Raw genomic sequence first — 22,736 nt, 5'->3', positions numbered from 1 at the left:
GAACGTGAAAGTGATTTGAAACAGGAATCCGGGACTGCATATCCTGCCCAAACAGCGGGACGAAGACAGAGCAGTCGGCGTGAAAGCGATGCGTTGCGAACTGGTATGCAGTGACTTACCGCGAATCCAGCCAGTAGATCGTCGTGTGCGCTCAGCGAGAACGCAAAGGTCGGGCCGCGGGGCGACCCGAAGCCGCCCTTAGGCGGGGATGGCGTCGTGTTTGGGAGGGCGTCTGGGCCCTTCGATCGTCGGGAATATGAGCTTGACGAAGGGCGGTGGCGCTGGGTGCAGCGTGGTCGATGTGCTGCTCATCAATCCGATGGAAACGGCCAGCATCTCGGGCAGATCTGGTTGCCCGTCTGTGAGTGCGTGATCGGGCGCTACGCCCATGAGGCCGTCGCTCTGAACAGGATGGTCGCTTCCAGCGAACAGGGGCGTAGTCGAGGCATCCCCTGCCTGTTGCGCCCCGACGGTGTCGATTTTCCCGATCGCAAACAAACCCACACTCAGAAAAAAGTGGAGCGCAAAAATTGCGATTAGCCAGCGGCGCATTGTCCGTGAATTCTATCGAAACGCAGCCATGGCGCGGTATCGCTGAAGAATCTGCTTAACCGGTCAAAAGAAAAAGAAGTACCTGATGCCGAACGGTTCATCAACATCAGGTGCGTTCTGGCTTGGAGCCTCGCGCCTCCACAGAGGAATGGGCACTCCTCAATGAGGAATCAAGAAAGGCCACATGACCTTGCTTTCAATCGTGGATATGTCCGTGGCCGGATGCGCCAGAGCCTCCCTGGGAAGGTGTTTTTTCGCATGCAGCCAGTCCAGACAGGAGGCAGATGAGCAAAAGGGTTTTGACAAAGGAGCGTTGTGTTTTCAGCATGATCAAGGGGTCTTTTGTGTGGTTCGGATGGCGGGGCGCCGCATTGGTTGAATGAGGCGCCCCTGCTTTCACATGGCGCGTTTGATGTCGGTGTATTCGCCGCGGGTGCGCAATACAACCTTCACGTCGGCCTTGCCGCGGTTGCGCCAGTACCAGCCATGGTTGCCGGTGAACGCTGCCACGAGCTGCCCATCATCGGCAGGCACGTCGCGCCCCTTCTCATAGCTGATGTTTTGTCCGCCACCGTCGCCATGGGTGTCGAAGTTGACCGTTCCACCCTGCACCACCCAGGCGTAGTCCGCCTTCGCACCCTCGGTCATGCGCATCTTGATCTCCAGGCCTTGGCCAGGGGTCAGGGTGAACGTCATTTCATCGCGCCACGGAACCTCTTGAACGGGAGGTTTGGCCGCAGGAGTGGCGGCCTGCGTCGGCGCGCTGCGGACATTCGCAGGGGGTTGCTGCGCTTGGGCCGATGTCACCACGGAGTTGCCAGAGGCGGCCGCGGTGTCGGCTGCGGCTTCCGCCGCCAACTGGGTCTTGATCTGGCCCATTTCAGTCAAGCGCAGAACGCGACCCACACCCGTGGGATCGATGCCGTACTCAGACGGCAGAACGACGGCAACGAGGAGGACGACAGCCGAGATCGCGGCCAGAACGGTGGAGCGCATCAACTGCTTCGAGGAAGGGAGCTCGGCGCGCAAAGGGGTTTCACTGTTGTACATGGTTCAGATTCCTTGGGTGTTCACGACACGAAGTAGCCAGTGAGCTGCATGCCCACAAGAATGAAGCCGGCGCTCATCATGGCGACGTTGGCGGTATAGGCGTTGCGAGCGAAACTGGGCGTGCGGCGCCAGTAGCTCATGCCGATCAGGATGACGGCCAACGCCAGCAACTGCCCGATCTCCACGCCCACGTTGAAGGCGAGCAGGTTGGGCACCAGCCCATCGGGCGAGATCTCGTATTCCAGGATCTTGGTGGACAGGCCAAAACCATGGAACAGGCCAAACACCAGGGTGGCGATCTTGGTGTTGGGCTGGAACCCCAACCAACGCTGGAAAGCACCGATGTTGTCCAAGGCCTTGTAGACCACGGACAGACCAATGATCGCGTCGATCAGGTAGCTGTTGATCCCGACGTTGAAGTAAACGCCCAGGATCATGGTGGTGGAGTGACCCAACGCAAACAGGCTCACGTAGATGCCGATGTGCTTGATCCTGTAGAGGAAGAAGATCACCCCGAACAGGAACAGGATGTGGTCGTACCCCGTCATCATGTGCTTCGCACCCAGGTACACGAACGGCAACAGGTTGACGCCCGAGATTTCCTGGATGTAGCCCTTGTCGCCCTCGGTGACCGCATGGGCCAGCGCTTCGGTGGTACCGAGGAGCAGAGAAAGAAAAAACGCGGATAGAAGTAACAGGCTGGTCTGCCAGATCGCCCAGGGCGAACGTGGCAGCCTGTCGTGAAGAAAGCTGTGCATGAAGAAGACTCCGATGGTCTGAGAACGAGAGTGCTGCACTCGGCAGCGGCTGCAAATCAGGCGAGCGTCAGTGCCATCGGAGGGCGGTCAAGCCGTGACGGGGCCATCCGTTCGACCCTGGGTGCGGCGATGGCCAGCCAGCTGGTGGGTCGGGCCATGGGTTGGCTCAAAGCACCGCGCGGCGCGTATGCCTTGTCGTGAGAATGGTCCGCGCTGTGTTGCGCATGCTCGGCGCTGGCGGAATGGTGTGCGACACCCGTGGCCTCGCCCTCATCCACGTGTTCGTGCACATGTCCACATGCCACATCTTCGTCACAAGACGTGCCGTGTTGAATCGCAGTGATCTCTGCCAAGCCGTGGGAGTTCAAGGTGCCCACCGGTGACAGCACGGCGCCGAGCACGAGCGCCATCGCCACGAGCCACCACATGGCAAGCGGCAGGCGCGGCCATGTTGATGAGGCGGTTTCGCGATGCGTCATGCGGGTTCGGTCGGCAGATAGAGTCGAAGAGCCCGGATTATAATATCCCCCCCGGGGGCATAGGATCTGTCATGGCCGAACATCACACACACGCATCGCATCCCGCCATCATCAAGCGGTTGAAGAGGGCCAACGGGCATCTCGCCAGCATCGTCGAAATGATCGAGCAGGGCCGCACCTGCCTGGACATTGCCCAGCAACTGCAGGCCGTGGAGAAGGCTGTTCAGCAGGCCAAGAAAACACTCATTCAGGATCACCTGGACCATTGCCTGGAAGATCTGGTGGGGCCGCTGCCGCGTGGTCAACGTCACTCAATGGAAGAGTTCAAGGAAATCACGCGCTACCTGTAGTGCGAGCCATCGCACCCATCCTCATTGGATAACCGAGGCCACCAGCATGCTCGACATCCTGGGTCATCGCACCTATCGCCACCTGTTCGCCGCTCAGGTGATCGCTCTTCTGGGCACTGGGCTGGCCACGGTCGCGCTGGGCCTTCTGGCATACGACCTGGCCGGCGATGACGCCGGCGTCGTGCTCGGAACGGCATTGGCCATCAAGATGATGGCCTACGTGGGTGTGGCGCCGGTGGCCGCCGCTTTTGCAAGCAGCTTCCCGCGCCGCGCTGTGCTGGTGTCGCTGGATCTGGTGCGCGCGGCAGTGGCGCTGTTGTTGCCATTCGTCACCCAGATCTGGGAGGTGTATGTGCTGATCTTCGTGCTGCAGGCCGCCTCAGCCGCTTTCACACCCACCTTCCAGGCGACCATACCGGACGTCTTGCCTGAGGAAAAGGACTACACGAAGGCTTTGTCGCTCTCCCGCTTGGCGTACGACATGGAGAGTCTGGTCAGTCCGATGCTGGCCGCTGCGCTGCTGACGGTCATCGGCTTTCACGACTTGTTTGCAGGCACCGTTCTGGGCTTCCTGGCCTCTGCCGCATTGGTCGTTTCGGTGGCGCTGCCGAAGAATCCCGCGCCCGAGCGCCGTGGGATCTATGACCGCACCACACGTGGGTTGCGAATCTTCCTGGCGACGCCCCGTTTGCGAGGGCTGTTGGCCATCAGCGCAGCGGTGGCCGCCGCCGGCTCCATGGTGTTCGTCAACACGGTGGTCATCGTCCAGGCCAACATGGGCCTCACGCAGAAGTCGGTGGCACTGGCGCTGGCCCTCTTTGGGGCCGGCTCGATGGTGGCAGCACTGGGTCTGCCGCGCCTGTTGGACAAGCTGTCCGATCGAGTGGCCATGATCGCGGGCGTGGCCCTGCTGGTCGCGGGTTTGGGGATCGGCACCCAGGTGGCTTCGTACACGGGGACGCTGATGTTGTGGTTCGTGATGGGCTTGGGCTACTCAACCGCTCAGACGCCATCGGGCCGCCTCTTGCGGCGCTCGGCCCAGTCGGAGGATCGACCAGCGCTTTTTGCGGCCCAGTTCGCGCTCTCGCACGCGTGCTGGCTGATCTTCTATCCGCTGGCTGGATGGCTGGGCGCGCGACTGGGAATGCCGCTGACGTTTGCCTGCCTGGGTTTGGCCGCGCTCATGGCCGTGTTGGTGGCGTTGCGGGTCTGGCCTGCCCATGACCCCGATGTGATCGAGCACGAGCATGCAGAGCTGCCTGCGGGGCATGCACATCTGCACGATGGAACGCCCGCAGCGCACGGCCTGAGGCACGCACATCCCTATGTGGTGGATGACCACCATCCTCGGTGGCCTGGACCGGACAGCTAAAGCGGCTCTTGCAGGGCTCTTGCTGATCGAAATCTGCCCAGCCGTGCCCGCATCTCCATCCAGCCTTGTAATTGTTATTTCAGATTCTGTGATGTATATTGCAATCCATGTTTGCCATGCTGCTCATCACGTTGCCGACCCAACCCTCCTCGGTGCGGGTGCGAATCTGGCGCGCGCTCAAAGCCCTGGGTTGTGCAGCGCTGCGCGATGGGGCCTATCTCTTGCCCGAAGAGCGGCAGGCGCTGTTCGAGCCACTGGCCGACGAGGCGCGCGAACATGGCGGCTCAGCCATGGTGCTGCGCCTGGACGCGACCGACGACGCCCAGCGCATGGAATTGCTGGCGCTGTTCGACCGGGGAGAGGCTTACGGGGCCTGGCGCGCCACGGCTGAGGCCTTGCATGTGGAGCTGGACGACCTCGGTGAGGCCGTCGCGCGTCGGCGCTGGCGTGGTTTGGCACAAGCGCTTGAAGAGGTGCAGCGCACCGACTACTTTCCCGGCGAGGCGGCGCTGCAGGCCCAGGTCACACTGGCTGACCTGCGCGACGCGTTGGACGCTCACTACTCCAAGGGCGAACCTCGAGCCCTGCCTGACCACGGCATCGCTTTGCTCGATGGAGACCAGTTCCAGGGCAAGCGATGGGCTACCCGAGCGCGCCCATGGGTGGACCGCCTGGCCAGCGCCTGGCTGATCGCGCGCTTCATCGACAGGCGGGCTGAGTTTGTCTGGCTGGCCGATGTGGCGCGCCTGCCGCGCGGCGCCATCGGCTTCGACTTCGATGGCGCACGCTTCAGCCATGTCGGTCCCCGTGTCACGTTCGAAGTGCTGCTCGCCAGCTTCCGGCTCGACCAGGATCCCCGATTGATGCGCATCGGTGCCATGGTGCACTGCCTTGACGCGGGCGGCATCCCGGTGCCCGAGGCAATCGGCCTGGAGGCCGTGCTGGCCGGACTGCGCGAGATGCACAACGACGACGACCAGTTGCTGGCGGCCGCATCGGCGGTGTTCGACGCCCTGTTGGCCACCCCGGCAGAAGGAAGGCAAGCATGAACGCCCTCGCACCCACTGAACGGCCCGCCCCCGTGAGCTACTGGGAGGCCTTCCGCTTCTGGCTCAAGCTCGGCTTCATCAGTTTCGGTGGCCCGGCCGGGCAGATTGCCATCATGCACACCGAGCTGGTGGAGCGCCGGCGCTGGATCAGCGAGCGGCGTTTCCTGCACGCGCTGAACTACTGCATGCTGCTGCCCGGGCCAGAGGCCCAGCAGCTGGCCACCTACATCGGCTGGCTGATGCACCGCACCTGGGGCGGCATCGTGGCCGGCGCGCTGTTCGTGCTGCCCTCGCTGTTCATCCTGATCGGGTTGTCCTGGGTGTACCTGAACTTCGGCGACGTGCCCGTGGTGGCGGGCATCTTCTATGGCATCAAACCGGCCGTCACGGCGCTGGTGCTGCACGCGGCGCACCGCATCGGCACGCGCGCGCTGCGCAACCCCTGGATGTGGGGGATCGCGGCCGCTGCCTTTGTGGCCATCTTCGCCTTCAACACCCCATTCCCTGCCATCGTGTTGGCCGCAGGTCTCATCGGTCACTTCGGTGCCCGGCGTTGGCCCCAGGTCTTTGCCATTGGAGGCGGACATGGTTCCAAGGTGGCGGGCTATGGCCCGGCCTTGATCGACGACGACACCCCCACGCCAGCGCATGCGTGCTTCTCGAAGCCGCACCTGGCCAAGGTACTGGCCGCGGGCCTGGGCCTATGGCTGATCGCCATGGCGGCGCTGCTGGCGACGCAGGGCTTGCAGGGCACGCTCACGCAGATGGGCTGGTTCTTCACCAAGGCCGCGCTGCTCACCTTCGGCGGCGCGTATGCGGTGCTGCCCTACGTCTACCAGGGCGCGGTGGACACGCACCAGTGGCTGAGTGGTGCACAGATGATCGACGGCCTCGCACTGGGCGAAACCACACCCGGCCCCTTGATCATGGTGGTGGCGTTCGTGGGTTTCGTGGGTGGCTGGACGAAGGAAGTGCTGGGGCCCGATGCGCTGTTCCTGGGCGCCGCGCTGGCGGCCACGGTCGTGACCTTTGTGACCTTCCTGCCGTCGTTCGTGTTCATCCTGGCCGGCGGACCGGCGGTGGAGGCCACGCACGGCAAGCTGGGCTTCACCGCGCCGCTGTCGGCGATCACCGCCGCGGTGGTCGGCGTGATCCTCAACCTCGCGCTGTTCTTTGCGTACCACGTGTGGTGGCCGCGGGGTTTTGGCGCATCGCTCGACCTGCCGTCGGTCGTCATCACGCTGCTGGCGCTGGTGGCGCTGTTCCGCTTCAAGATGGGTGTTTTGCCTCTGCTCGGTGCGTGCGCGGTCGCCGGGCTGATTGTTTCCCTCCACCAGATCGCGCTGCTCGCTCTGATCAGAATGCAATGAACACCGTCAATGTTTTGCCCTTGCCGTTCGCTGCTGGCGCAATAGCCGGTTTCTCGGAGCGCTTGCTGAGCAGCCACCACCAGAACAACTATGGGGGTGCGGTCAAGCGCCTCAATGCTATTCGGGCGCAACTCGCGGCAACGCCGTTCGCCAGCACGCCCGGGTTCGTGCTCAATGGTCTCAAGCGCGAAGAGCTGATTGCCACCAATTCCATGCTGCTGCACGAGCTCTATTTCAGCGGCCTGGGGGGAGACGGCCAGACGATGAAGCCCGCAATGCAGCTCGCACTCGACGCGAGCTTTAGCAGCTTCGAGCGATGGCGAGAGGAGTTCTCGGCCTGCGCCAAAGCACTGGGCGGTGGCTCGGGCTGGATGCTGCTGATGTTCCAGCCGCGCGAGGGCACGCTGGTCAACCAGTGGGCCGCGGACCACACCCACACGCTGGCCGGGGGCGTGCCGCTGTTGGCACTGGACATGTACGAACACGCCTACCACCTCGACTTCGGTGCTGCGGCGGGCGCCTATGTCGATGCCTTCATGGCCTGCATCGACTGGGCCGGTGTGTACGCCCGCTACCAGGCGGCAGTGCATGCGGCGAGCGAGCCATTCGGCGCTGACCACGCAGACGTGCCTGGTGCGCTGCTGCTGGACGTGCGCCGCGCCAGCGTGTTCGAGCAGGCCACGCAGATGATGCCGGGCGCGCGCTGGTGCGACCCCGCCACCGTGGGGCAGTGGTCTACCGATCTGCCCCGTGACCAACCCGTTGTAGCGTATTGCGTCTACGGCCATGAAGTCAGTCGCGCCACGGTATTGCGGTTGCGCGCGGCCGGGTTGGATGCGCGCTACCTGCGCGGCGGCCTCGACGGGTGGCAAGCGGCCGGCCAGGACCTGGTGGGCAAACAAGGAGGCACATCATGAAATGGATCACGCGCGAACGCCCCAAGATCGACCGCATTGCCTGCCCCTGGCTGATCCAGCGCTTCATCGACCCGGCGGCCGAATTCCTCTACGTGCCGGCCCGTGAAGTGCTGAGCATGGCCACTGAAACGGGTGCCACGCCCTACGACATCCCCGGCGTGGAGCTGAGCCATGTCGGCGAGCTGTGCAGTTTCGATGCCTTTCTGGCGAATTACCGGCTCGACGATCCGGCGCTGGACCGGCTCGCCGGCATCGTGCGTGGTGCCGACACTTCGAGGCTCGATCTCACCCCTCAGTCGGCCGGTCTCTACGCAATCTCGCTGGGCCTGTCTCGGGTGTTTTCGGACGACCACGAGATGCTGCGTCACGGCATGGTGATGTACGACGCGCTCTACGCCTGGTGCCGCGATGCCCAGGAAGAAACCCACGCCTGGCCTCCAGCCATGCAATGAGACTGAACTGTGATGATGAAAAAAACAATTCTTGGGATCATCGCGCTGTGCAGCATGACGATCGGTCATGCGCTGGAAGTGAAGTTCGAAGCCGTCGCGCAAGGGGTCTACGCCCACGTAGGGGACATCGGCGGGAGAACCTCCGAGAACGAAGGTCTCAACGCCAATATCGGACTGGTGGTCAGCCCTGCGGGTGCGCTGCTGATTGACAGTGGGGCCACCTACGCCAGTGCGAGAGCCATCCATGAGGCCGTGAAGAGGATCACCCCGCAGCCGGTGCGCTGGGTGATCAACACCGGCGGTCAGGACCATCGATGGCTGGGCAATGGCTATTTCAAGGAGCAAGGCGCTGAAGTGATTGCCCATGCCGCGGCAGCGGCGGACATGCGCACGCGATCGGGAGACCAGCTGGCCGCGTTGCGGACGATTCTGGGCGACAAGCTTCAGGGGACCGTTCCGGTCTATCCCGCTCGTTTCGTCAACACCAGTGATTCACGATTGGACTTTGGTGGCCGAACGGTGGAGCTGCTGCATCGCGGGGGCGGGCACACGCCAGGAGACATGATGGTCTGGTTGCCAGATGCCAAAGTTCTGTTCTCGGGAGACATCGTCTACGTGGACCGATTGCTGGCAGTCATCCCGGTCAGCAACACGCGGCAATGGCTGATGGCATTTGCCGAAGTGGAAAAACTCAATCCCATTCGCATCGTGCCGGGACATGGACACGTCACCGAACTGGCCACCGCGAGAGCGCACACTCGAGATTACCTGCAGGCGTTGCGCCTGCACATGAAGGATGCCGTTGAACGCAACGAGGACATCAGTCAATCGGTGCGACGCTTCGATCTTTCGCCGTTCAAGCAGCTTGCAAATGCCGACGAATTGCATCCGGGCAACGCGAGCAGGGTCTATTTGGAAATCGAGCGGGAATGAGTGGCTTGCGGCGCCAAGACCGGTAGGCCACCACAAACACACTGAGCGCCTTCGCATACCAAGGTGTTCGGGGCCAAAGCGTCATTCCGTCGCGTTAGAGTCGCCTGGACCAAGATTTCAATTTGTCGCTGATGGTCATGGGCGCCATGCATGCCAGATCTCAAGCGATCGAATACTGTCCCCGGCTTGGAGGACTGCTAGCCCACCCCGGCGTTGATATCCAAGCACCACTGCCACGGACTGGTGGCCCGTCATCGCCCTCGTGTCATCGATCGAGACGTTTTGGGCACCGGCCCCGGTCACGAAGCCGGACCGCAGCGAATGCGCAAGGCCGCGATGGGATGGCATTCTTCAGGCTTGCACTATCCGGCGCGAACGCAATGTCGACGTGATCGGGATGATTTCAATTTCGGCGCAGAAAGCCGGGTTAGTCACCGAGGGATAACCCGTGATCACTCAAATTTTCTGGAACCAACGAGAGCAATTCCTTAGACTCACGCACGGCTTGGAACTGCGCAGGCCATAGGGGGAACCAGCTTGCCAAGCTTTTATCTGCGTTTTGTCGGCTCCGACACCCTGCCCAAGTCTCTAGCCGTCGATGTCATGGCCGCCCGGTTGGCCGACCTCACGACGATTCGCCCGCGATTGAGGAACAGTAGCAAATGAAGAATCTAAAGAGGAATGGGGTGCCTTCGCGCGATGGAGCCGAAGGCACGGACGGGGTTGCATGGCCGGAGGCGTTCCGGCGTGTGATGGAAGAGCGAGGGCACAACGGCTGCCTGTGTGTTGTCTCTCGTGTCTCCCAGGACGTCGCAGGTGTCGTGACACACGTTGAGTGGGGCGTCATCGACAAGTGGCTGTGCGACTGGCTCGCCGGTCCGCAGGTCGCCCAAGTTAGCGACGTCCTGCAGGCCGTGGAAGACGGTGGCCAGGTGTCAACGTTGTTTGCCACGGAGACAGGATTCGCCCGGGGACCGAACGTTGCCGTCGATCACACGCGCCAGTTCGTGCTGGAGCGTGGTGGCCCGGCGGAGTGGAACGTCCACATGCTTGCAAGGCTTCAGCTGGCGCGTCGCCTTCATTGATGCGGCGCCCGTCCCGGACACGTACAGCCGATAACCTGGCAGTCGCATCTGAGGGATGATCGCCGCGTTGGCCAGGGGACCGTTCCGGTCTATCCCGCTCGTTTCGTCAACACCCGTGATTCACGATTGGACTTTGGTGGTCGAACGGTGGGCTGACCGCGGTCGCCGTAGCGTTGATCTTCTAGAAACGGAGTTTGCCGTTCAAGCAACCCACAGATGCGGACGAATTGCACCCGGGCAACGCAAGCAGGACCTATCTGGAAGTGGAGTGGGAATAGGACGGGGTGCCCAGTGCCGTGCTTGGTCTACCAGCCGCGCGCCGCAGTCAGCAACCGGCCAAGGCTGTCTGGCTGCTGCCTTCGGTCTATTGGCCTGTTTCGGTGGCGGCTACAAATACTTCGTGATGTCCTTGAACTCAGCAATCGAGGAGCGCACGCTCGCCGGCCCAGCGCCCACCAAATCTTCCAGGCAGTGATCCAGGTGATCGTGAATCACCAACCTCTTGGCCGCGCTGATGGCTTTCTCTACCGCGTGGAGCTGCTGGGCGATGTCCGCGCACGCCCGCTGCGCTTCAATCATGGCAATCACGTTTTGCAGATGTCCACTGGCACGCTTCAGGCGCTTGATCACATCGGGATGGGCGGTATGGAGATGGGCTTCGGTCATTTGATCATCCTATCCCCCAGGATATTCTAAAGTCAAGACCGCGTTGGTCGCAGGTCAACCCGCTTGAAAGCATGCACGAATCGGTTTACTTTCATGGCATGGAGACCGCAAAGCCCTTCCCGCAATCTGATCGCAGGAGCCGCAAGAGGCTCGTCGCGGTCATGATCACCGCCGTATTTGGGCTTCTGGCATGTTCCGGCTGCGGTGCGCTATTTCGCACCATCTTCCGCGACTAAGGGCCAGCCGGCGAGAGGCCGACTACATCACATCGTGATGTGCTTGAACTCGGCAGTCGAAGCGCTCATGCTCGCCGGCCCAGCGCCCACAACATCTTCCAGGCAGTGATCCAGGTGGTCGTGAGTCACCAGATTTTGGCTGCGCTGATGGCTTTCTCTGCCGCATCAACGTGACACCCTGACGCGGAGCATCACGTGGCTGCGGCCGAGGATGGTGGCTCAGGGTGCAGGCGGCATTCGCATCTCTTTTTGATCGCCGACAAGAATCGCCACGGCTCGACATGAGTGGCTTGAGCAGCAGGAGTTTGCATTGGGATCAATGGGTTTATATCCATACCCCCTGGATAGGTCGATAGAATAAGCCCTTTCCCTACAGCAATCGTCCAGCGCGATTGTTGTCCGGCTCCCCAAAAAATGACCGACTTTTCAACCCTGCTACAGCAAGGAACCGCCAGCGCCTGGCTGTTCATCCCGAGTGCCATCCTGCTTGGTGCCCTTCACGGACTGGAGCCCGGCCACTCCAAAACCATGATGGCGGCGTTCATCGTGGCCATTCGCGGCACAGTCAGCCAGGCCGTCCTGCTGGGCCTGTCGGCCACTATTTCTCACACGGCCGTCGTCTGGGTCGTCGCCATGCTGGGCCTGTACTTTGGCGAGAAGTGGAGTGGCGAGACCACCGAGCCTTACCTGCAGCTGGCGTCGGCCGTGCTGATCATTGGCGTGGCCCTCTGGATGATGTGGCGCACCTGGCGGGAAGAGCGCCAGCGCCGCCACGAGGAACAGAACACGCACGGTCATGATGACGCAATCCGGTACATCGATACCGGCCACGGCGTCGTCCGGCTGGAGATTTTTGAAGAAGGCGTTGCGCCGCGTTTTCGGCTGCATGCCGACTTGGCAGGCGACGGTCGCTGGGAGGCGTCGGAAGTCAAGGTTCGGACCGAGCGAGCCGGTGGGGAGGTGCAGTTGTTCACCTTCACAAACAATGGCGACTTCCTGGAATCGCTGCAAGAAATTCCCGAGCCACACGAGTTTGCTGCGCAGCTCCAGCTAGGTCATGGCAACCATACGCATAGCTACGACGTCCGGTACACCGAAACGGATCATGGCCACAGCCACAAGGATGTTGGCCTGGATGTCAATTCCCCAGGCTTTCAGGATGCCCACGAACGCGCCCATGCCAATCAGATCCGCAACCGCTTCGCCAATCGTCAAGTCACGACCGGGCAGATCATCGTGTTTGGACTGACCGGAGGCTTGATTCCGTGCCCGGCCGCGATCACGGTCCTTTTGCTGTGTCTGCAACTCAAGGAGGTCACGCTTGGCGCGGCGCTGGTCCTGTGCTTCAGCATCGGTCTGGCGTTGACGCTGGTGCTGTCCGGCGCGGTTGCGGCCATTGGCGCGCGCCATGCGGCCAAAAGGTGGAGCGGTTTCGGGGAGATCGCGCGTCGTGCGCCGTATGTTTCCGGGGCGCTCATTCTGCTGGTCGGCCTGTATGTCGGCTACCACGGCTACCTGGGTTTGGTCAAAGGCTGATCCGATGCTGCTCGCCTCCATCTTGTTGGCCTCCCTGTTGGGCGGCGTGCTGAGTGTCATCGTGGCGGGGTTTCTGCTGAAGGGCTTGCCGCACTACTGGCTGCCGCGCATGGTCGGGTTCTCCGCAGGGCTGCTGCTCGGCGCCGCGATGTTGTCTGTGCTGCCCGAAGCCTTCGAATCCGGAGCCGACGCCCACACACTGTTTACCGTGCTGCTGGCGGGCTTCATCGGCTTTTATGCGCTGCAGCGAACCACGCTTTGGCGCCACAGCCATAGCGCCCCAGAAGAAGGACACCAGCCGACGCACACACACACGCACGGCCTGGGCAGGGAGAGCGTTCTGACGGTGCTGATCGGCGACGGCTTCCACAACTTCGTCGATGGCGTCCTGATCGCGGCCGCCTTCCTGACGGATCCGGCGCTGGGCTGGGCGACCGCGATTGCCGTCATCGCCCACGAGATTCCGCAAGAGGCTGGGGACTTTGTGCTGCTGCTGTCGTCCGGTTTGAGCTTTCGCCGGGCGCTGGTGCTCAATGCGCTGTCCGGACTGGCATCGGTCCTGGGTGCCCTAGTCGGCTATCTGTTCCTTTCGCACGCTCAGGCGTTTTTGCCCTATGCGCTCGTGCTGGCTGCCGCCGGTTTTATCTACATCGCCATCGCCGATTTGCTGCCCTATCTGCGCCGCGAGCCGGCTGGTATGCAGATCGCCTGGCAGACCGCTGCGCTAGCGGCAGGGCTGGGGGCGGCCGTGCTGCTATCCGCCTCGCACGGTTAGTGAGTCGCATCGGCTAAACCACTGCGGGAGTGAGCCGACGCCGAAGGGCGAGCAGTTGGGGGAGTGCCAGTGGATCAATCGCCGCACAGTAGCTGCTCAACAGCGCCAGTAACGGCTACCGGACCGCCCATCCTGCTCGGTGTGCTTGTGACGTTGCGTCATGCCGTGAGTCATCTTCGGCATGAACATAGGTGTTGGTGGTGGCAATGTTGGCGTGGCCCAGGTTGTCGCGCACGACTTTGAGATCGATCTGATCGCTCTGGTGGGTTCCTGCAGTGTGACGCATCCAGTGCGTCGAAGCCTGCTCGATGTGCGCTGCCGCCGCATCGGCTTCGGGGTGGCCAACACGTCGCAGGCGCTCGGCGGTGGCACGCATGATGCCCTTGACGATTTCGTGCACGGCTGTGCGTGCCATCGGCTTTACCGGACCGATCACCGGAATCAGCAGGGGTGTTGCCTCGTCGTGCGCCGGCAATGGTGAGAGGCCGCGCGAGCGCCGATACAACATCAATTCGGCCATCAGTTCTGCCGTGGCCGGAATCAATCTGGTCTTCTCGCCCTTGCCGGTGGACTCCAGCCACCATCGCTCCTTGCCGTCGGCGCCGCGCCGACAGAAGAATCCGGCCATGACGCCGCCACAAACCTCCGAAACGCGCATGCCGCCGATATAGAGCAAAGAGAACAGCCAGCGCGCCCGAGCCGCGTGTGCACGCTCCCGGTCTGTGGCAGTGGGTAGGGATTCGATGGTCTGGCGGACTTCTTGCCAATGGGCCATTGGCAAAAATCGTGTCACCCGCGGCGCGCGGTGCAACCGCTTTCGACGTGCCAGGGCCAGCGGGTTGCCAGCCAGATAGCCCGCTTCAAGCAGCCAACTGAACAGGCTGTTGATGATGGATAGCGCCTGGCGCACGCTGGATGAACTCAACGGGCCGGCAAAGGGTCGCCACGCCGGTGAACTGCGCGCGGGCTTCTGCCCTGGGCTCATGATCCAGCGGTGCGCAGGCTCCGGATTGGTCAGAAAGCGCCGGTAGACCAGCAGGTCTTCGTGTGTCAGGTCCGACAAGGCAACCTGGTGCTGGAGCACGCACCACAACAGGAGGCGTTCGGACTCCTTGCGGTAGCTCGCCAGCGTGGCCGGCGAGTCCACATAGCGCGCGAGCCAGGCCAAGACCGCAGAGCGGTCGTCGCTCGCCGAGATCTGCTGGCGTCCCGCGCCCCGGTTGCGGCCTTGGCGCCCGTCCAACCTTTCGGGCACGACGATCTGGTCGATGGTGGTGATTTCTGACACTGGCGTATTTTTGTTTCTGGGACTGATGCATGATTATGGACATAACAATAATTATGTCCATAGATAAGTTAGAAAATCAATAAGTCTAACGGTATACGTTGTATTATTCATTCATGAACATCGAATCAGAAATCCAAACGGAGATCGAAACGCTCAAGGAACGGTTCAGCGAAACCAAGGCCTTGTACCGTGAGGTCTGCGCGCTGCTGTTCTTTCGGCACGGGATCACGCCCACGGCCAGCAAGCTGTACCAGTACGTGCGCAAGGGTTCGATGAGCGCTCCGGCAGAAGCGCTGGCCAGGTTCTGGGAGGAGCTGCGCAACAAAGCCCGGGTCGAGATCGACCACCCGGACCTGCCCGAAGCGCTCAAAGTTGCCGCGGCCGATGCCGTGCAGGCGGTTTGGGGCCAAGCCACCGAGCTGGCCAGGACCGAGCTGGCCGCCCTTCGAGTGGAAGCGCAGGCCGAGACGGCCAAAGCATTGACGGATCTGGAAGCCGAGCAGGATCGCGCCAAGGCAGCAGAGGCTCTCAATCAGGAGATGCGCGGGCACTTGGCCGAATTGGAGGTGCAGCTTCAAGCGAGCAACGGGGCCCATGAGGGCGAGCGCCGTTCGCACGCGGCCACCATGGCACGCACAGAAGCGCTGCAGCACCAAGTGGGCGAGTTACAAGCCCAGCAGGAGCGCATCCGGGCGGATTTCAGCGCCGAGCTGGACAAAGGGCGCACGGCCATTGAGGCCGCCAATGAGCGGGCCGCTGGCGCCGAGCGTCGGGCGCTGCGCGAAATTGAACAGGAGCGAGCCGGGCGCGCGGTGGCGGAGAAGCATCTGGAAGGCGTGCGCGCCAAGCTGGTCGAGACTGAACGCCAAAGCCAGTCCAAGGCGCTGGAAGTCGTCACGGCAACCACACGGATGAGCGCCGAACTCGAAGCCGCCAAGGCAGCAGTCAAAAACCTCACGGCATCCCTCGACGCTCAGAATCAGCAGTTGCAGGACGCCCGACAGCAGGCATCACAGTTCAAGGCTGAAGCCAACACGTTGCGCGACCTGATCGAGCAGTTCAAACCCGCTGCACCATCAAAGGCAGTGCGAGCCAGCACTGAGGGACTATCTAAAAAGCGCCACAACTGAGCCGTAGCCTCGCTGCGTTGGGTTCAATGAAAAATTGGCAACCATACGCTGTGCAGCGTATGAAGCGTTTTGAGCACATTGTCGGGCGCGGCAATTCCTGAGTGTTGGCACGGCTAGTGACCGGAGCAACTCACTGTTGTCGATACGTCTGGATGAGTTCTTTGGCCTTGGCGAATGCAGTTTCGTAGAGCTCTGGCGAGTTGCGCTGCTGGTTGTTCACGACGCGGCCGTGCGCCTCGCTGCTGAGCCGGAATTCGACGACACCAAATCGTTGAGCGATGTCCCTGACATTCGCTTTGCCCCAGCTGTCTTCCCCCATCCCGTCTGGGTGCAGAACGAAGCTATGAACATAGCCATCGGCCCCGTGCTCGGTTCCTTCCGCACCAGGCTCGAATCGGATGGCCAGTAGCGCTACGGGGTCCAAGCCCGTCAGCACACCCATCGCTTCCGCGAACGCGGCACACCTACCGAATGTGTATTCGGCCGCCTCGGCGGCCGGGATGCAGGGTGCCAACCGCTTGGGAATCGAAGCCAGATAAGGTGTGTTGGCCTCGATGGCTTTGGTTGCGCTTTCGATCTTGGTCGGATCTGGTGTGCACCGCAGAGGCAGCGACGCGAGCGCGCTTTCAGCGTAGTAGCGCGTCCTGACCCCGCCCATGCCGTGCCGAACAGCCATAGGCCGAATCGTTCGATGAATGAAGTCACCGAGTGACCGGTTGCCTCGCACATCAAAAATCCGGGTTCCGTTGTCCGCCACGTACACGCGCAGTGGTTTGCAATTCTCAAGAGCGACGTTGTTGTCCGGATCAAGCGACGGCACCCACCAATCCACATGAAGCAGCCAGCCCGTTACTCGCGCGAGCGCCACCGCAAAGTTGACTCCATCGTCCGATTCCCACTCATCGACCAATGCCGGCGCAAAGGCCGCGCGCTGCTTGAGCTTCGCTTGTCCCATCGTTCTTCTCCGTGATGACCCCCCGTCAGGGCGGCGGGCAATTGTCAGCGCCAAAACCTAACCCGGTGAATCGCACGGAAAAAGAGCCGGCTGTTTTTTGATCAATTCGCTAAGTCGTTGATTTCATTGATCAACGTGAACCGCTAACCGGGTGAAATGCACGAGAAAAGAGCCGGTTCTGAAAATCCACCATTCCCGAACATGTGCCCCTCGACGCCGGCCGACCCGAGCTTCGACCTCCCGTAATCCGGACTACCTGGATCAAACCCGGCGCGCGCGCACCTTGGACTGGCGCTGAATGAGCGCATCTGCGTACGAATCGATCTCGAAGGTGATGGTGCCCTTAAAGTTCACGTGCTCAAAGTGCACCGGCCCGATGCGCCGGATCCAGTGGTCCTCGATGGGGTGCTTGAGCGCCTTCCAGCGATCCACGACATCCTGCATCTTCATAGTGTTCCAGGCGATCACAACGTTGGTCAGCAGGGTGTGCGACGTCGAGATAGCGCGCAGTTCATCGGCCCGACGGCCGCGCGAGACGCCCACGCGCCCGTGGTACACGGCGCGCTGCAATAGATGGATGGACTCGCCGCGGTTCAGCAGTGCGTGCATTTCGCGGCGGAACTCAGGGATGGTGAAGTAGTCGCACAGAAAAACAGTGCGCAGAAGCTTTCCCAGTTCGTCTGCTGCAGCGTGCACAGCATCCCCCCGGGCGGCGCTGCCCAGGCGAGCGATGGCTTCTGCGGCTGTGAGGCGGCCCTGACGGATGGAGGCGATCAGGCGCAGCAGCTCCATCCAGCCGGCACGGATCTTCCGCAGCGAGACCTTGCCCACGACCAACCGCTCCAGCGATTCGGGCGGTGCAGTACCCCATGCCATGAACATCTTGCGCTCCGACAGCTGGCGCAAGCGAACACACAGATCGAAGCCCAGCAGCTTGGCGATCGCCATGGCTGCGTTGGTGTAGCCATGGGTGTCGACGGCCAGCAGGGACAGGCGGATCTGATCCTCGCGCCGGGTGCAGTTGTGTGCTTCGACGCCGTGCACCGCTGGCGCGGCCTGCCGATCGTTGATGACGATGGGCTGGTCGTGAAACAGCGCCCAGGTGTCAAGCATGTGCACATAGATGCCCATCCCATGCTGTTTGCGGCGGTACTCCATGCGCGCCGAGTGAAGATGCCGTGAGGTATCGAGCGTCATCGAATCGGAGGATGCCTTGTCGCCCTGGCCCCAGAGCATCGCAATCGGCATGCTCTGCTGGAAATCGATGATGCGTGTGTTGGCCTCCCGTAGGCGCCCGCTGGCCTCCAGCGCACGCATGGCCATGGAGATTTGTGAGACTTGCAGGCCGGAGATCATGGCGCACACCCCCTTGGCGTTGTTCTCCGTCCCATGCGCGTACAGGGCGCCGTACACCGCCTTCAACTCACCAATGTCCTTGGCCATCCGGCCCAGCAGCGCTTGGCTGAAACGGGTTTTGGCATCCACCTCAACCAGCATGTCGGCGAACTGCGCGCCGCCGATCATGTTGAACATGCTCTCGCGGGTCTTCGTGACCTGGGGTTCGACTTCAAGCGCCTGGATGGGTGCGATGCTGATGTGCCCCTGGTTGTCGATGGTGAGCGCGCCTTCCTCGACCGCTTTGGCGAGTTGGGCCAGGCCGGCGTCGACGCGCTCCAACACGCGACCCAGGAACTTGTCCGGATCGTCGGTGAGGCTCAGCGCCCGGATGAGCGACTTGTTCTTGTCCGTCCATTCCTGCTCAGACATCAGTTGATCGGCGCGGCTGCGGTGTCGGCTGCTGTGCGCCAGCCAGAGCTTCCCGCCCTTGATGGCCTTGCGCAGTGCGGTCGCGGCACTGACCTTCAGTGCAGCAAGCGCGAGCTTGCGATCCGAACCCTGCAACAACAGATGCCAGCCGGGGTCAGCAAAAGACACGTCCGTTCCCTCAGGCAGGCTGGTTTCCCGCCGTTTGGCCAGATCGCGCAGCAACTTGAGCTGCCTCAGTGCCTTGTCCGACGCCTCACCTCTGATCTCCAGGATGCCCAGTGAGTTGAGGAGCGCTGAGACACGCGGCGCTTCTTCCTTCACCAGTGCTTCGCGTACCAATTGGGCGCGCGTGCTTGCGAAGGCCGGCTCATCTTGAGGCACCAGCTCGCGCATCGCTGCGACGATTTGCACGGCGGTCAGCTTCTTGCTGTAAAGGACCTCCTTGAGCTTCACCCGCTCGGCGCGCAGATCGACGGAGCTGTCCGCTTGCTTCTTAAGCACCTTGCCGGAGGCCTTGCGGTAGAGGTCGGTGAGGCGTCGCGCGCCCATCTCCGCGGCCAGGTCGGTCTGTTCCAGCAATGTCACGTGCAGGAAAGAGACGATCTCCAGCTCGCGTTGCTCAGTCGACAGGTTCTTTGTCGCTGATGGTGGTCGATTGACCACCTCCTGGCTGTAGGCCTTCAACCGATTCAGCGCAATCGCCGACAGATTCCACTCGTGGACGCGCAAAGCCTTCAGGCACTCGATTTTCTTGGTGACCTCACTCAGGGTGAGCTGGCCATGCTTGCCCGGCGGCGTGCGCAGCCACTCCAGCACGGTGTGCCCGCCCGGTCCAGATCGTTTTGAGAACGCGTGCAAAAGCGCCCTGTGGATGTGCTCGCGCGGCACGCCTGCGCGAATCGTTTCGAGCGCCGCATTCTCCTGGTCGGCAAATGCCGCGCGGGCCATGTCCCTGAGGGTCCGATCGCCAGGCAGCACGAGGCGGCGGTCGAAAAGCCAGTGCTCCGACTGATGCACAAGATCGTTCACCGAGACCGCAGTGGTGGCAAGCTCGCGCAGGGTATCCGCAAGCAGCGATTTGGTGGTGTCGTCCAAGGCCGCGAAGCCGACGCGTTGCCGCGCCCAAAGCTGATGCTCGAAGCGGGTGTCCCTGTTCTTGTACAGCGACGTGACGGATGCGATGTCCGTCGCGCTCATGCCCAGTGTTGATGTCAGGTGGCGCAGCAGCACGGGTGGCAGGCCCGAGAGGGCATCTGGGTGTCGTCCAGTGGCGCGCAACATCACCAGTTGAACGGCCGCGCCAAGCCGAGCTGTACCCCGGAAGCGGGGCGGGCGAAGCTCGTGGATGTCTTCAGCGCTCAGGCCAAAGCATTCTTCGACCTCCCGCTTGGACAGAGACTTGGGAAGGGTGTCGGATCCGACAAAACGCAGATAGAAGCTTGGCAAGCTGGTTCCCCCTGGCCTGCGCAGTTCCAAGCCTGACAGAAGTCTACGGAATTGTTCTCGCAGGTTCCAGAAGGTTTCAGCGAATGCGGGTTAACCCTCAGCTGCTAAACCGGCTTTCTGCACCGGAAATGAGGTCACCCCGCTCTGGGCGAGGTCGTTGACTTTCAGTCCGAGGTGGTCGTACATGGCGAGGGTTTCCTGCTCGATGGGTGGATGAGGCGTTCATCTTCGAGCAGGGTCGCCAGGCGGTCTTGGAGAATCTTGCGGTCTTTCCGGGGGCCGTTGCGGGCGGCACGCCGGAAGCCACGCGGGGACAGGCCGGCCGCGCGGTGGAAGCTGCGCACGAAGTTGCTGAGGTCGGCGAAGCCCACCTCCAGCGCCACGTCCGTCACCGCGCGGTCGCTGTCGGCCAGCAACTGCGCCGCCTGCCGCAGCCGGGAGCGCACGAGGTATTGGTGCGGCGTCACCCCGAGCACGCGCGAGAACACCCGCAGGAAATGGAACGGGCTCAGGGCCGCCTCGCCGGCCGCCCGCTCCAGGTCGATGGCCTCGTGCGAATGGGCCGCGATCCACATCGCCGCCTCCACCGCGCGGCGGCGGTCGCGTTCGGCCACCGGCGCGGGCGTGAGCTGGCGGCCGGTCGCCACCTCCACGAAGCGGGCGGCGAACCACAGGCCCACCTCGTCCAGGCCGGCGTCGCCCCGACCGCCGGCCACCGCCTGCGCGAGTTCGCCCAGCACCATCAGCTCGGGCAGCGGCGGCAGGCCGCCGGTGCGCCAGGTGTGGCGGTCGCCGCCGACCAGCTCGACGAAGCCGGGCGAGAGGTGGAAGGCCAGGCATTCGTCGCCGCAGAGGGCGTGGTCGTGCGTGCACACGAACTCGTCACCCGGGTGGCCCACCAGCACCGAGCCGGCCACCAGTTCGTGGGAGACACCGCGCACCCGGTAACCGAAGGTGCCCTTGCGCACATAGGACACCGAGTACCCCTGATGCACCTCGGTGAACGGCCGCTCGGCCGGGCCGCTGCCGCAGCGGTAGTCCACCACGCGGACCGGACCGGCCTGCAGCTCGGTGGCGGTGATCACGGCGGCTCTCCGTCGAACAGGCCAGGCTCGTTGCCGATGCGCGCGCGCTCGATCTGCAGCATGCGCAGCTTGGTCGGCACGCCGTTGCCGCCCGAGAAACCGCCCGAGCGCCCGCCCGCGGCGAGCACGCGGTGGCAGGGCACGATGGGCGCGAACGGGTTGTGGCCCATGGCCTGCCCCACGGCGCGGGCCAGGCCGGCGTCACCCAGGGCCTCGGCCAGTTCCCCGTAGGTGCGCGTTTCGCCCGGCGGTATCGCGCGGGCCAGGGCATAGACCTCGCGCTGGAATGGGGTGAGGCCGCTCATGTCGAGCTCGATCTCGCGCAGATCGCTGCGCGAGGCACCCGCCAACAGGGCCTGAACGCCGTCGATGGCGGCCTGCACCGGCGCGGGCGGGCGAGCGACTTCCGGCAGCGGCGGCAGGCCCTTCAGCAGCCGTGCCCGGGTGCGCGTGGCATCCGCTTCGGGCAACTGCACCGCCACCACGCCGCCGGGGCCCCAGGCGATGCCGATGGCGCCGATGGCGGTGTCGAACAGCGTGTGGCCGCCGTCCATGGTGGCCTCACACGGCGCGCAGGGCCGCCCGCAGGCCGGCCCCGATCTCGGGCCGCTCCAGGAAAGGGTCGGCCGGGTTGGTCTGGTTGACGATGCCTTCCATGCGCGAGCGCACGTTGCCCAGCGCGCGCGGGTGGCTGAAGATGTAGAAGCGATCGGCGCTGATGGCATCGAACACCAGCTGCGCCACCTCGGCGGCAGAGACCTTGCCCGAGCTCACCGCCTTGTCGGTCATGGCCTGGCCGATCAGCTGGCTCTGGGTGGCCTTTTCGTCGGCCATCTCGGCCGGGCGGTTGCGGTGGCTCTGGCTGATGCCGGTGGCCACGAAGTACGGGCAGAGCACGCTGGTGCTGAGCTGGTCGCTCACCAGCTTCAGGTCCTGGTAGAGCGTCTCGGTCAGGCTCACCACGGCGTGCTTGCTCACGTTGTAGATGCCCATGTTGGGTGGCGTGAGCAGGCCGGCCATGCTGGCGGTGTTGACGATGTGGCCGCGCCAGTTCGGGTCTTTCTTCGAGGCGGCCAGCATCATGGGCGTGAACAGGCGCACACCGTGGATCACGCCCCAGAGGTTGACGCCCAGCACCCACTCCCAGTCGCGCACCGAGTTTTCCCAGATCAGGCCGGCCGAGCCCACACCCGCGTTGTTGAAGACGAAGTGCGGCGCGCCGAAACGCTGTTCGACCGCCGCCGCCAGGGCTTCCATTTGCTCCTGGCTGGACACGTCGACCTTGCGCGAGAGCACCTGCACGCCGGTGGCCTCGATCTCGGCCGTGGCTTTGTCCAGCGCATCCTGCTGCACGTCCACCAGCACCAGGTTCATGCCCAGTTTCGCGCCGATGCGCGCGCATTCGAGGCCGAAGCCCGATCCGGCGCCGGTGAGCACGGCGGTTTTGCCCTTGAAATCCTGAATCATGTGTGCGTCTCCTGTTGG

The 22,736-nt window shown here is 63.1% G+C and carries 22 protein-coding genes; 11 read left to right on the top strand and 11 right to left on the bottom strand.

Features of this window, described 5'->3' with window-relative positions; all coding sequences use genetic code 11:
- Positions 1-198 precede the first annotated feature (198 nt).
- The 4 genes from AC07ZS_RS07165 to AC07ZS_RS07150 form a co-directional block, all read right to left on the bottom strand.
- Positions 199-552, bottom strand: a complete 354-nt coding sequence (locus tag AC07ZS_RS07165; RefSeq protein ID WP_494797897.1) for a hypothetical protein — start codon at positions 550-552, stop codon at positions 199-201.
- A gap of 396 nt (positions 553-948) precedes the next feature.
- Positions 949-1,602 (bottom strand): transmembrane anchor protein, encoded by a 654-nt coding sequence (locus AC07ZS_RS07160; protein ID WP_494797896.1) that lies wholly within the window; start codon positions 1,600-1,602, stop codon positions 949-951.
- 20 nt (positions 1,603-1,622) lie between these two features.
- On the bottom strand, positions 1,623-2,360 hold the full coding sequence (locus tag AC07ZS_RS07155) for a HupE/UreJ family protein (protein WP_494797895.1): 738 nt from the start codon (positions 2,358-2,360) through the stop codon (positions 1,623-1,625).
- A 56-nt stretch (positions 2,361-2,416) separates the two neighbouring features.
- Positions 2,417-2,839: a hypothetical protein gene (locus tag AC07ZS_RS07150; RefSeq protein ID WP_494797894.1), complete on the bottom strand. Its 423-nt coding sequence runs from the start codon at positions 2,837-2,839 to the stop codon at positions 2,417-2,419.
- A 71-nt stretch (positions 2,840-2,910) separates the two neighbouring features.
- On the opposite strand from AC07ZS_RS07150, the gene AC07ZS_RS07145 reads away from it, so the two are divergent.
- The 8 genes from AC07ZS_RS07145 to AC07ZS_RS07110 all read left to right on the top strand — a co-directional run bounded on the left by AC07ZS_RS07145 (position 2,911) and on the right by AC07ZS_RS07110 (position 10,367).
- Positions 2,911-3,189, top strand: a complete 279-nt coding sequence (locus AC07ZS_RS07145; RefSeq protein WP_494797893.1) for a metal-sensing transcriptional repressor — start codon at positions 2,911-2,913, stop codon at positions 3,187-3,189.
- A gap of 46 nt (positions 3,190-3,235) precedes the next feature.
- Complete coding sequence (locus tag AC07ZS_RS07140; RefSeq protein ID WP_494797892.1) at positions 3,236-4,561, top strand: MFS transporter; 1,326 nt, start codon at positions 3,236-3,238, stop codon at positions 4,559-4,561.
- A gap of 107 nt (positions 4,562-4,668) precedes the next feature.
- Positions 4,669-5,610: a chromate resistance protein ChrB domain-containing protein gene (locus tag AC07ZS_RS07135; protein WP_494797891.1), complete on the top strand. Its 942-nt coding sequence runs from the start codon at positions 4,669-4,671 to the stop codon at positions 5,608-5,610.
- Complete coding sequence (gene chrA, locus AC07ZS_RS07130) at positions 5,607-6,980, top strand: chromate efflux transporter (protein ID WP_494797890.1); 1,374 nt, start codon at positions 5,607-5,609, stop codon at positions 6,978-6,980. Before AC07ZS_RS07135 ends, chrA begins: the two co-directional genes overlap by 4 nt.
- The gene (locus tag AC07ZS_RS07125; RefSeq protein WP_494797889.1) at positions 6,977-7,897 is read left to right on the top strand and encodes a Fe-Mn family superoxide dismutase; all 921 of its coding nucleotides are present in this window, start codon (positions 6,977-6,979) and stop codon (positions 7,895-7,897) included. Before chrA ends, AC07ZS_RS07125 begins: the two co-directional genes overlap by 4 nt.
- Positions 7,894-8,349 (top strand): chromate resistance protein ChrB domain-containing protein, encoded by a 456-nt coding sequence (locus AC07ZS_RS07120; RefSeq protein ID WP_494797888.1) that lies wholly within the window; start codon positions 7,894-7,896, stop codon positions 8,347-8,349. Before AC07ZS_RS07125 ends, AC07ZS_RS07120 begins: the two co-directional genes overlap by 4 nt.
- A gap of 12 nt (positions 8,350-8,361) precedes the next feature.
- On the top strand, positions 8,362-9,282 hold the full coding sequence (locus tag AC07ZS_RS07115) for an MBL fold metallo-hydrolase (RefSeq protein WP_494797887.1): 921 nt from the start codon (positions 8,362-8,364) through the stop codon (positions 9,280-9,282).
- Positions 9,283-9,944: 662 nt separating this feature from the next.
- Positions 9,945-10,367 carry a hypothetical protein gene (locus tag AC07ZS_RS07110; protein ID WP_494797886.1) on the top strand — a complete coding sequence of 141 codons (423 nt, stop codon included), beginning with the start codon at positions 9,945-9,947 and terminating at the stop codon, positions 10,365-10,367.
- Positions 10,368-10,754: 387 nt separating this feature from the next.
- Here AC07ZS_RS07110 and AC07ZS_RS07105 read toward each other — a convergent pair whose 3' ends face one another.
- Complete coding sequence (locus AC07ZS_RS07105; protein WP_494797885.1) at positions 10,755-11,033, bottom strand: metal-sensing transcriptional repressor; 279 nt, start codon at positions 11,031-11,033, stop codon at positions 10,755-10,757.
- Between the two features lie 650 nt (positions 11,034-11,683).
- Between AC07ZS_RS07105 and AC07ZS_RS07100 the strand changes: the two genes are divergently transcribed.
- A complete protein-coding gene (locus AC07ZS_RS07100) occupies positions 11,684-12,805 on the top strand; it encodes a nickel/cobalt efflux transporter (RefSeq protein ID WP_494797884.1) in 1,122 nt (373 codons plus the stop codon).
- A 4-nt stretch (positions 12,806-12,809) separates the two neighbouring features.
- On the top strand, positions 12,810-13,580 hold the full coding sequence (locus AC07ZS_RS07095) for a ZIP family metal transporter (RefSeq protein WP_494797883.1): 771 nt from the start codon (positions 12,810-12,812) through the stop codon (positions 13,578-13,580).
- A gap of 115 nt (positions 13,581-13,695) precedes the next feature.
- Here AC07ZS_RS07095 and AC07ZS_RS07090 read toward each other — a convergent pair whose 3' ends face one another.
- Entirely contained in the window at positions 13,696-14,868 is a 1,173-nt protein-coding gene (locus AC07ZS_RS07090; protein ID WP_494797882.1) for a tyrosine-type recombinase/integrase, read from the bottom strand.
- Positions 14,869-14,981: 113 nt separating this feature from the next.
- On the opposite strand from AC07ZS_RS07090, the gene AC07ZS_RS07085 reads away from it, so the two are divergent.
- Complete coding sequence (locus tag AC07ZS_RS07085) at positions 14,982-15,998, top strand: DNA-binding protein (protein ID WP_494797881.1); 1,017 nt, start codon at positions 14,982-14,984, stop codon at positions 15,996-15,998.
- A 130-nt stretch (positions 15,999-16,128) separates the two neighbouring features.
- Here the strand turns inward: AC07ZS_RS07085 and AC07ZS_RS07080 are convergent, their stop codons facing one another.
- The 5 genes from AC07ZS_RS07080 to AC07ZS_RS07060 all read right to left on the bottom strand — a co-directional run bounded on the left by AC07ZS_RS07080 (position 16,129) and on the right by AC07ZS_RS07060 (position 22,718).
- The gene (locus AC07ZS_RS07080; RefSeq protein WP_494797880.1) at positions 16,129-16,953 is read right to left on the bottom strand and encodes a hypothetical protein; all 825 of its coding nucleotides are present in this window, start codon (positions 16,951-16,953) and stop codon (positions 16,129-16,131) included.
- Between the two features lie 261 nt (positions 16,954-17,214).
- The gene (locus AC07ZS_RS07075) at positions 17,215-20,166 is read right to left on the bottom strand and encodes a Tn3 family transposase (protein ID WP_494797879.1); all 2,952 of its coding nucleotides are present in this window, start codon (positions 20,164-20,166) and stop codon (positions 17,215-17,217) included.
- A gap of 164 nt (positions 20,167-20,330) precedes the next feature.
- On the bottom strand, positions 20,331-21,251 hold the full coding sequence (locus AC07ZS_RS07070; RefSeq protein ID WP_494797878.1) for a helix-turn-helix domain-containing protein: 921 nt from the start codon (positions 21,249-21,251) through the stop codon (positions 20,331-20,333).
- Positions 21,248-21,805 carry a methylated-DNA--[protein]-cysteine S-methyltransferase gene (locus AC07ZS_RS07065; RefSeq protein ID WP_494797877.1) on the bottom strand — a complete coding sequence of 186 codons (558 nt, stop codon included), beginning with the start codon at positions 21,803-21,805 and terminating at the stop codon, positions 21,248-21,250. The genes AC07ZS_RS07070 and AC07ZS_RS07065 overlap by 4 nt, the downstream gene beginning before the upstream one ends.
- A gap of 7 nt (positions 21,806-21,812) precedes the next feature.
- Entirely contained in the window at positions 21,813-22,718 is a 906-nt protein-coding gene (locus tag AC07ZS_RS07060; protein ID WP_494797876.1) for an SDR family oxidoreductase, read from the bottom strand.
- Positions 22,719-22,736 lie beyond the last annotated feature (18 nt).

The sequence above is a fragment of the Hydrogenophaga sp. GW456-12-10-14-TSB4 genome, from assembly GCF_059424305.1.
The sequence above is the reverse complement of the archived record's forward strand: the minus strand, read 5'-3'. Positions and strand labels throughout refer to the sequence as shown.

Excerpts from the sequence above, each read along its gene's own strand:
- AC07ZS_RS07065 (WP_494797877.1), bottom strand. The coding sequence starts at position 21,805 with ATGGACGGCGGCCACACGCTGTTCGACACCGCCATCGGCGCCATCGGC.
- AC07ZS_RS07110 (WP_494797886.1), top strand. The coding sequence starts at position 9,945 with ATGAAGAATCTAAAGAGGAATGGGGTGCCTTCGCGCGATGGAGCCGAA.
- AC07ZS_RS07100 (WP_494797884.1), top strand. The coding sequence starts at position 11,684 with ATGACCGACTTTTCAACCCTGCTACAGCAAGGAACCGCCAGCGCCTGG.
- AC07ZS_RS07150 (WP_494797894.1), bottom strand. The coding sequence starts at position 2,839 with ATGACGCATCGCGAAACCGCCTCATCAACATGGCCGCGCCTGCCGCTT.
- AC07ZS_RS07085 (WP_494797881.1), top strand. The coding sequence starts at position 14,982 with ATGAACATCGAATCAGAAATCCAAACGGAGATCGAAACGCTCAAGGAA.
- AC07ZS_RS07145 (WP_494797893.1), top strand. The coding sequence starts at position 2,911 with ATGGCCGAACATCACACACACGCATCGCATCCCGCCATCATCAAGCGG.
- AC07ZS_RS07160 (WP_494797896.1), bottom strand. The coding sequence starts at position 1,602 with ATGTACAACAGTGAAACCCCTTTGCGCGCCGAGCTCCCTTCCTCGAAG.
- AC07ZS_RS07060 (WP_494797876.1), bottom strand. The coding sequence starts at position 22,718 with ATGATTCAGGATTTCAAGGGCAAAACCGCCGTGCTCACCGGCGCCGGA.
- AC07ZS_RS07165 (WP_494797897.1), bottom strand. The coding sequence starts at position 552 with ATGCGCCGCTGGCTAATCGCAATTTTTGCGCTCCACTTTTTTCTGAGT.
- chrA (WP_494797890.1), top strand. The coding sequence starts at position 5,607 with ATGAACGCCCTCGCACCCACTGAACGGCCCGCCCCCGTGAGCTACTGG.
- AC07ZS_RS07115 (WP_494797887.1), top strand. The coding sequence starts at position 8,362 with ATGATGAAAAAAACAATTCTTGGGATCATCGCGCTGTGCAGCATGACG.
- AC07ZS_RS07080 (WP_494797880.1), bottom strand. The coding sequence starts at position 16,953 with ATGGGACAAGCGAAGCTCAAGCAGCGCGCGGCCTTTGCGCCGGCATTG.
- AC07ZS_RS07140 (WP_494797892.1), top strand. The coding sequence starts at position 3,236 with ATGCTCGACATCCTGGGTCATCGCACCTATCGCCACCTGTTCGCCGCT.
- AC07ZS_RS07120 (WP_494797888.1), top strand. The coding sequence starts at position 7,894 with ATGAAATGGATCACGCGCGAACGCCCCAAGATCGACCGCATTGCCTGC.
- AC07ZS_RS07125 (WP_494797889.1), top strand. The coding sequence starts at position 6,977 with ATGAACACCGTCAATGTTTTGCCCTTGCCGTTCGCTGCTGGCGCAATA.
- AC07ZS_RS07105 (WP_494797885.1), bottom strand. The coding sequence starts at position 11,033 with ATGACCGAAGCCCATCTCCATACCGCCCATCCCGATGTGATCAAGCGC.
- AC07ZS_RS07135 (WP_494797891.1), top strand. The coding sequence starts at position 4,669 with ATGTTTGCCATGCTGCTCATCACGTTGCCGACCCAACCCTCCTCGGTG.
- AC07ZS_RS07095 (WP_494797883.1), top strand. The coding sequence starts at position 12,810 with ATGCTGCTCGCCTCCATCTTGTTGGCCTCCCTGTTGGGCGGCGTGCTG.
- AC07ZS_RS07155 (WP_494797895.1), bottom strand. The coding sequence starts at position 2,360 with ATGCACAGCTTTCTTCACGACAGGCTGCCACGTTCGCCCTGGGCGATC.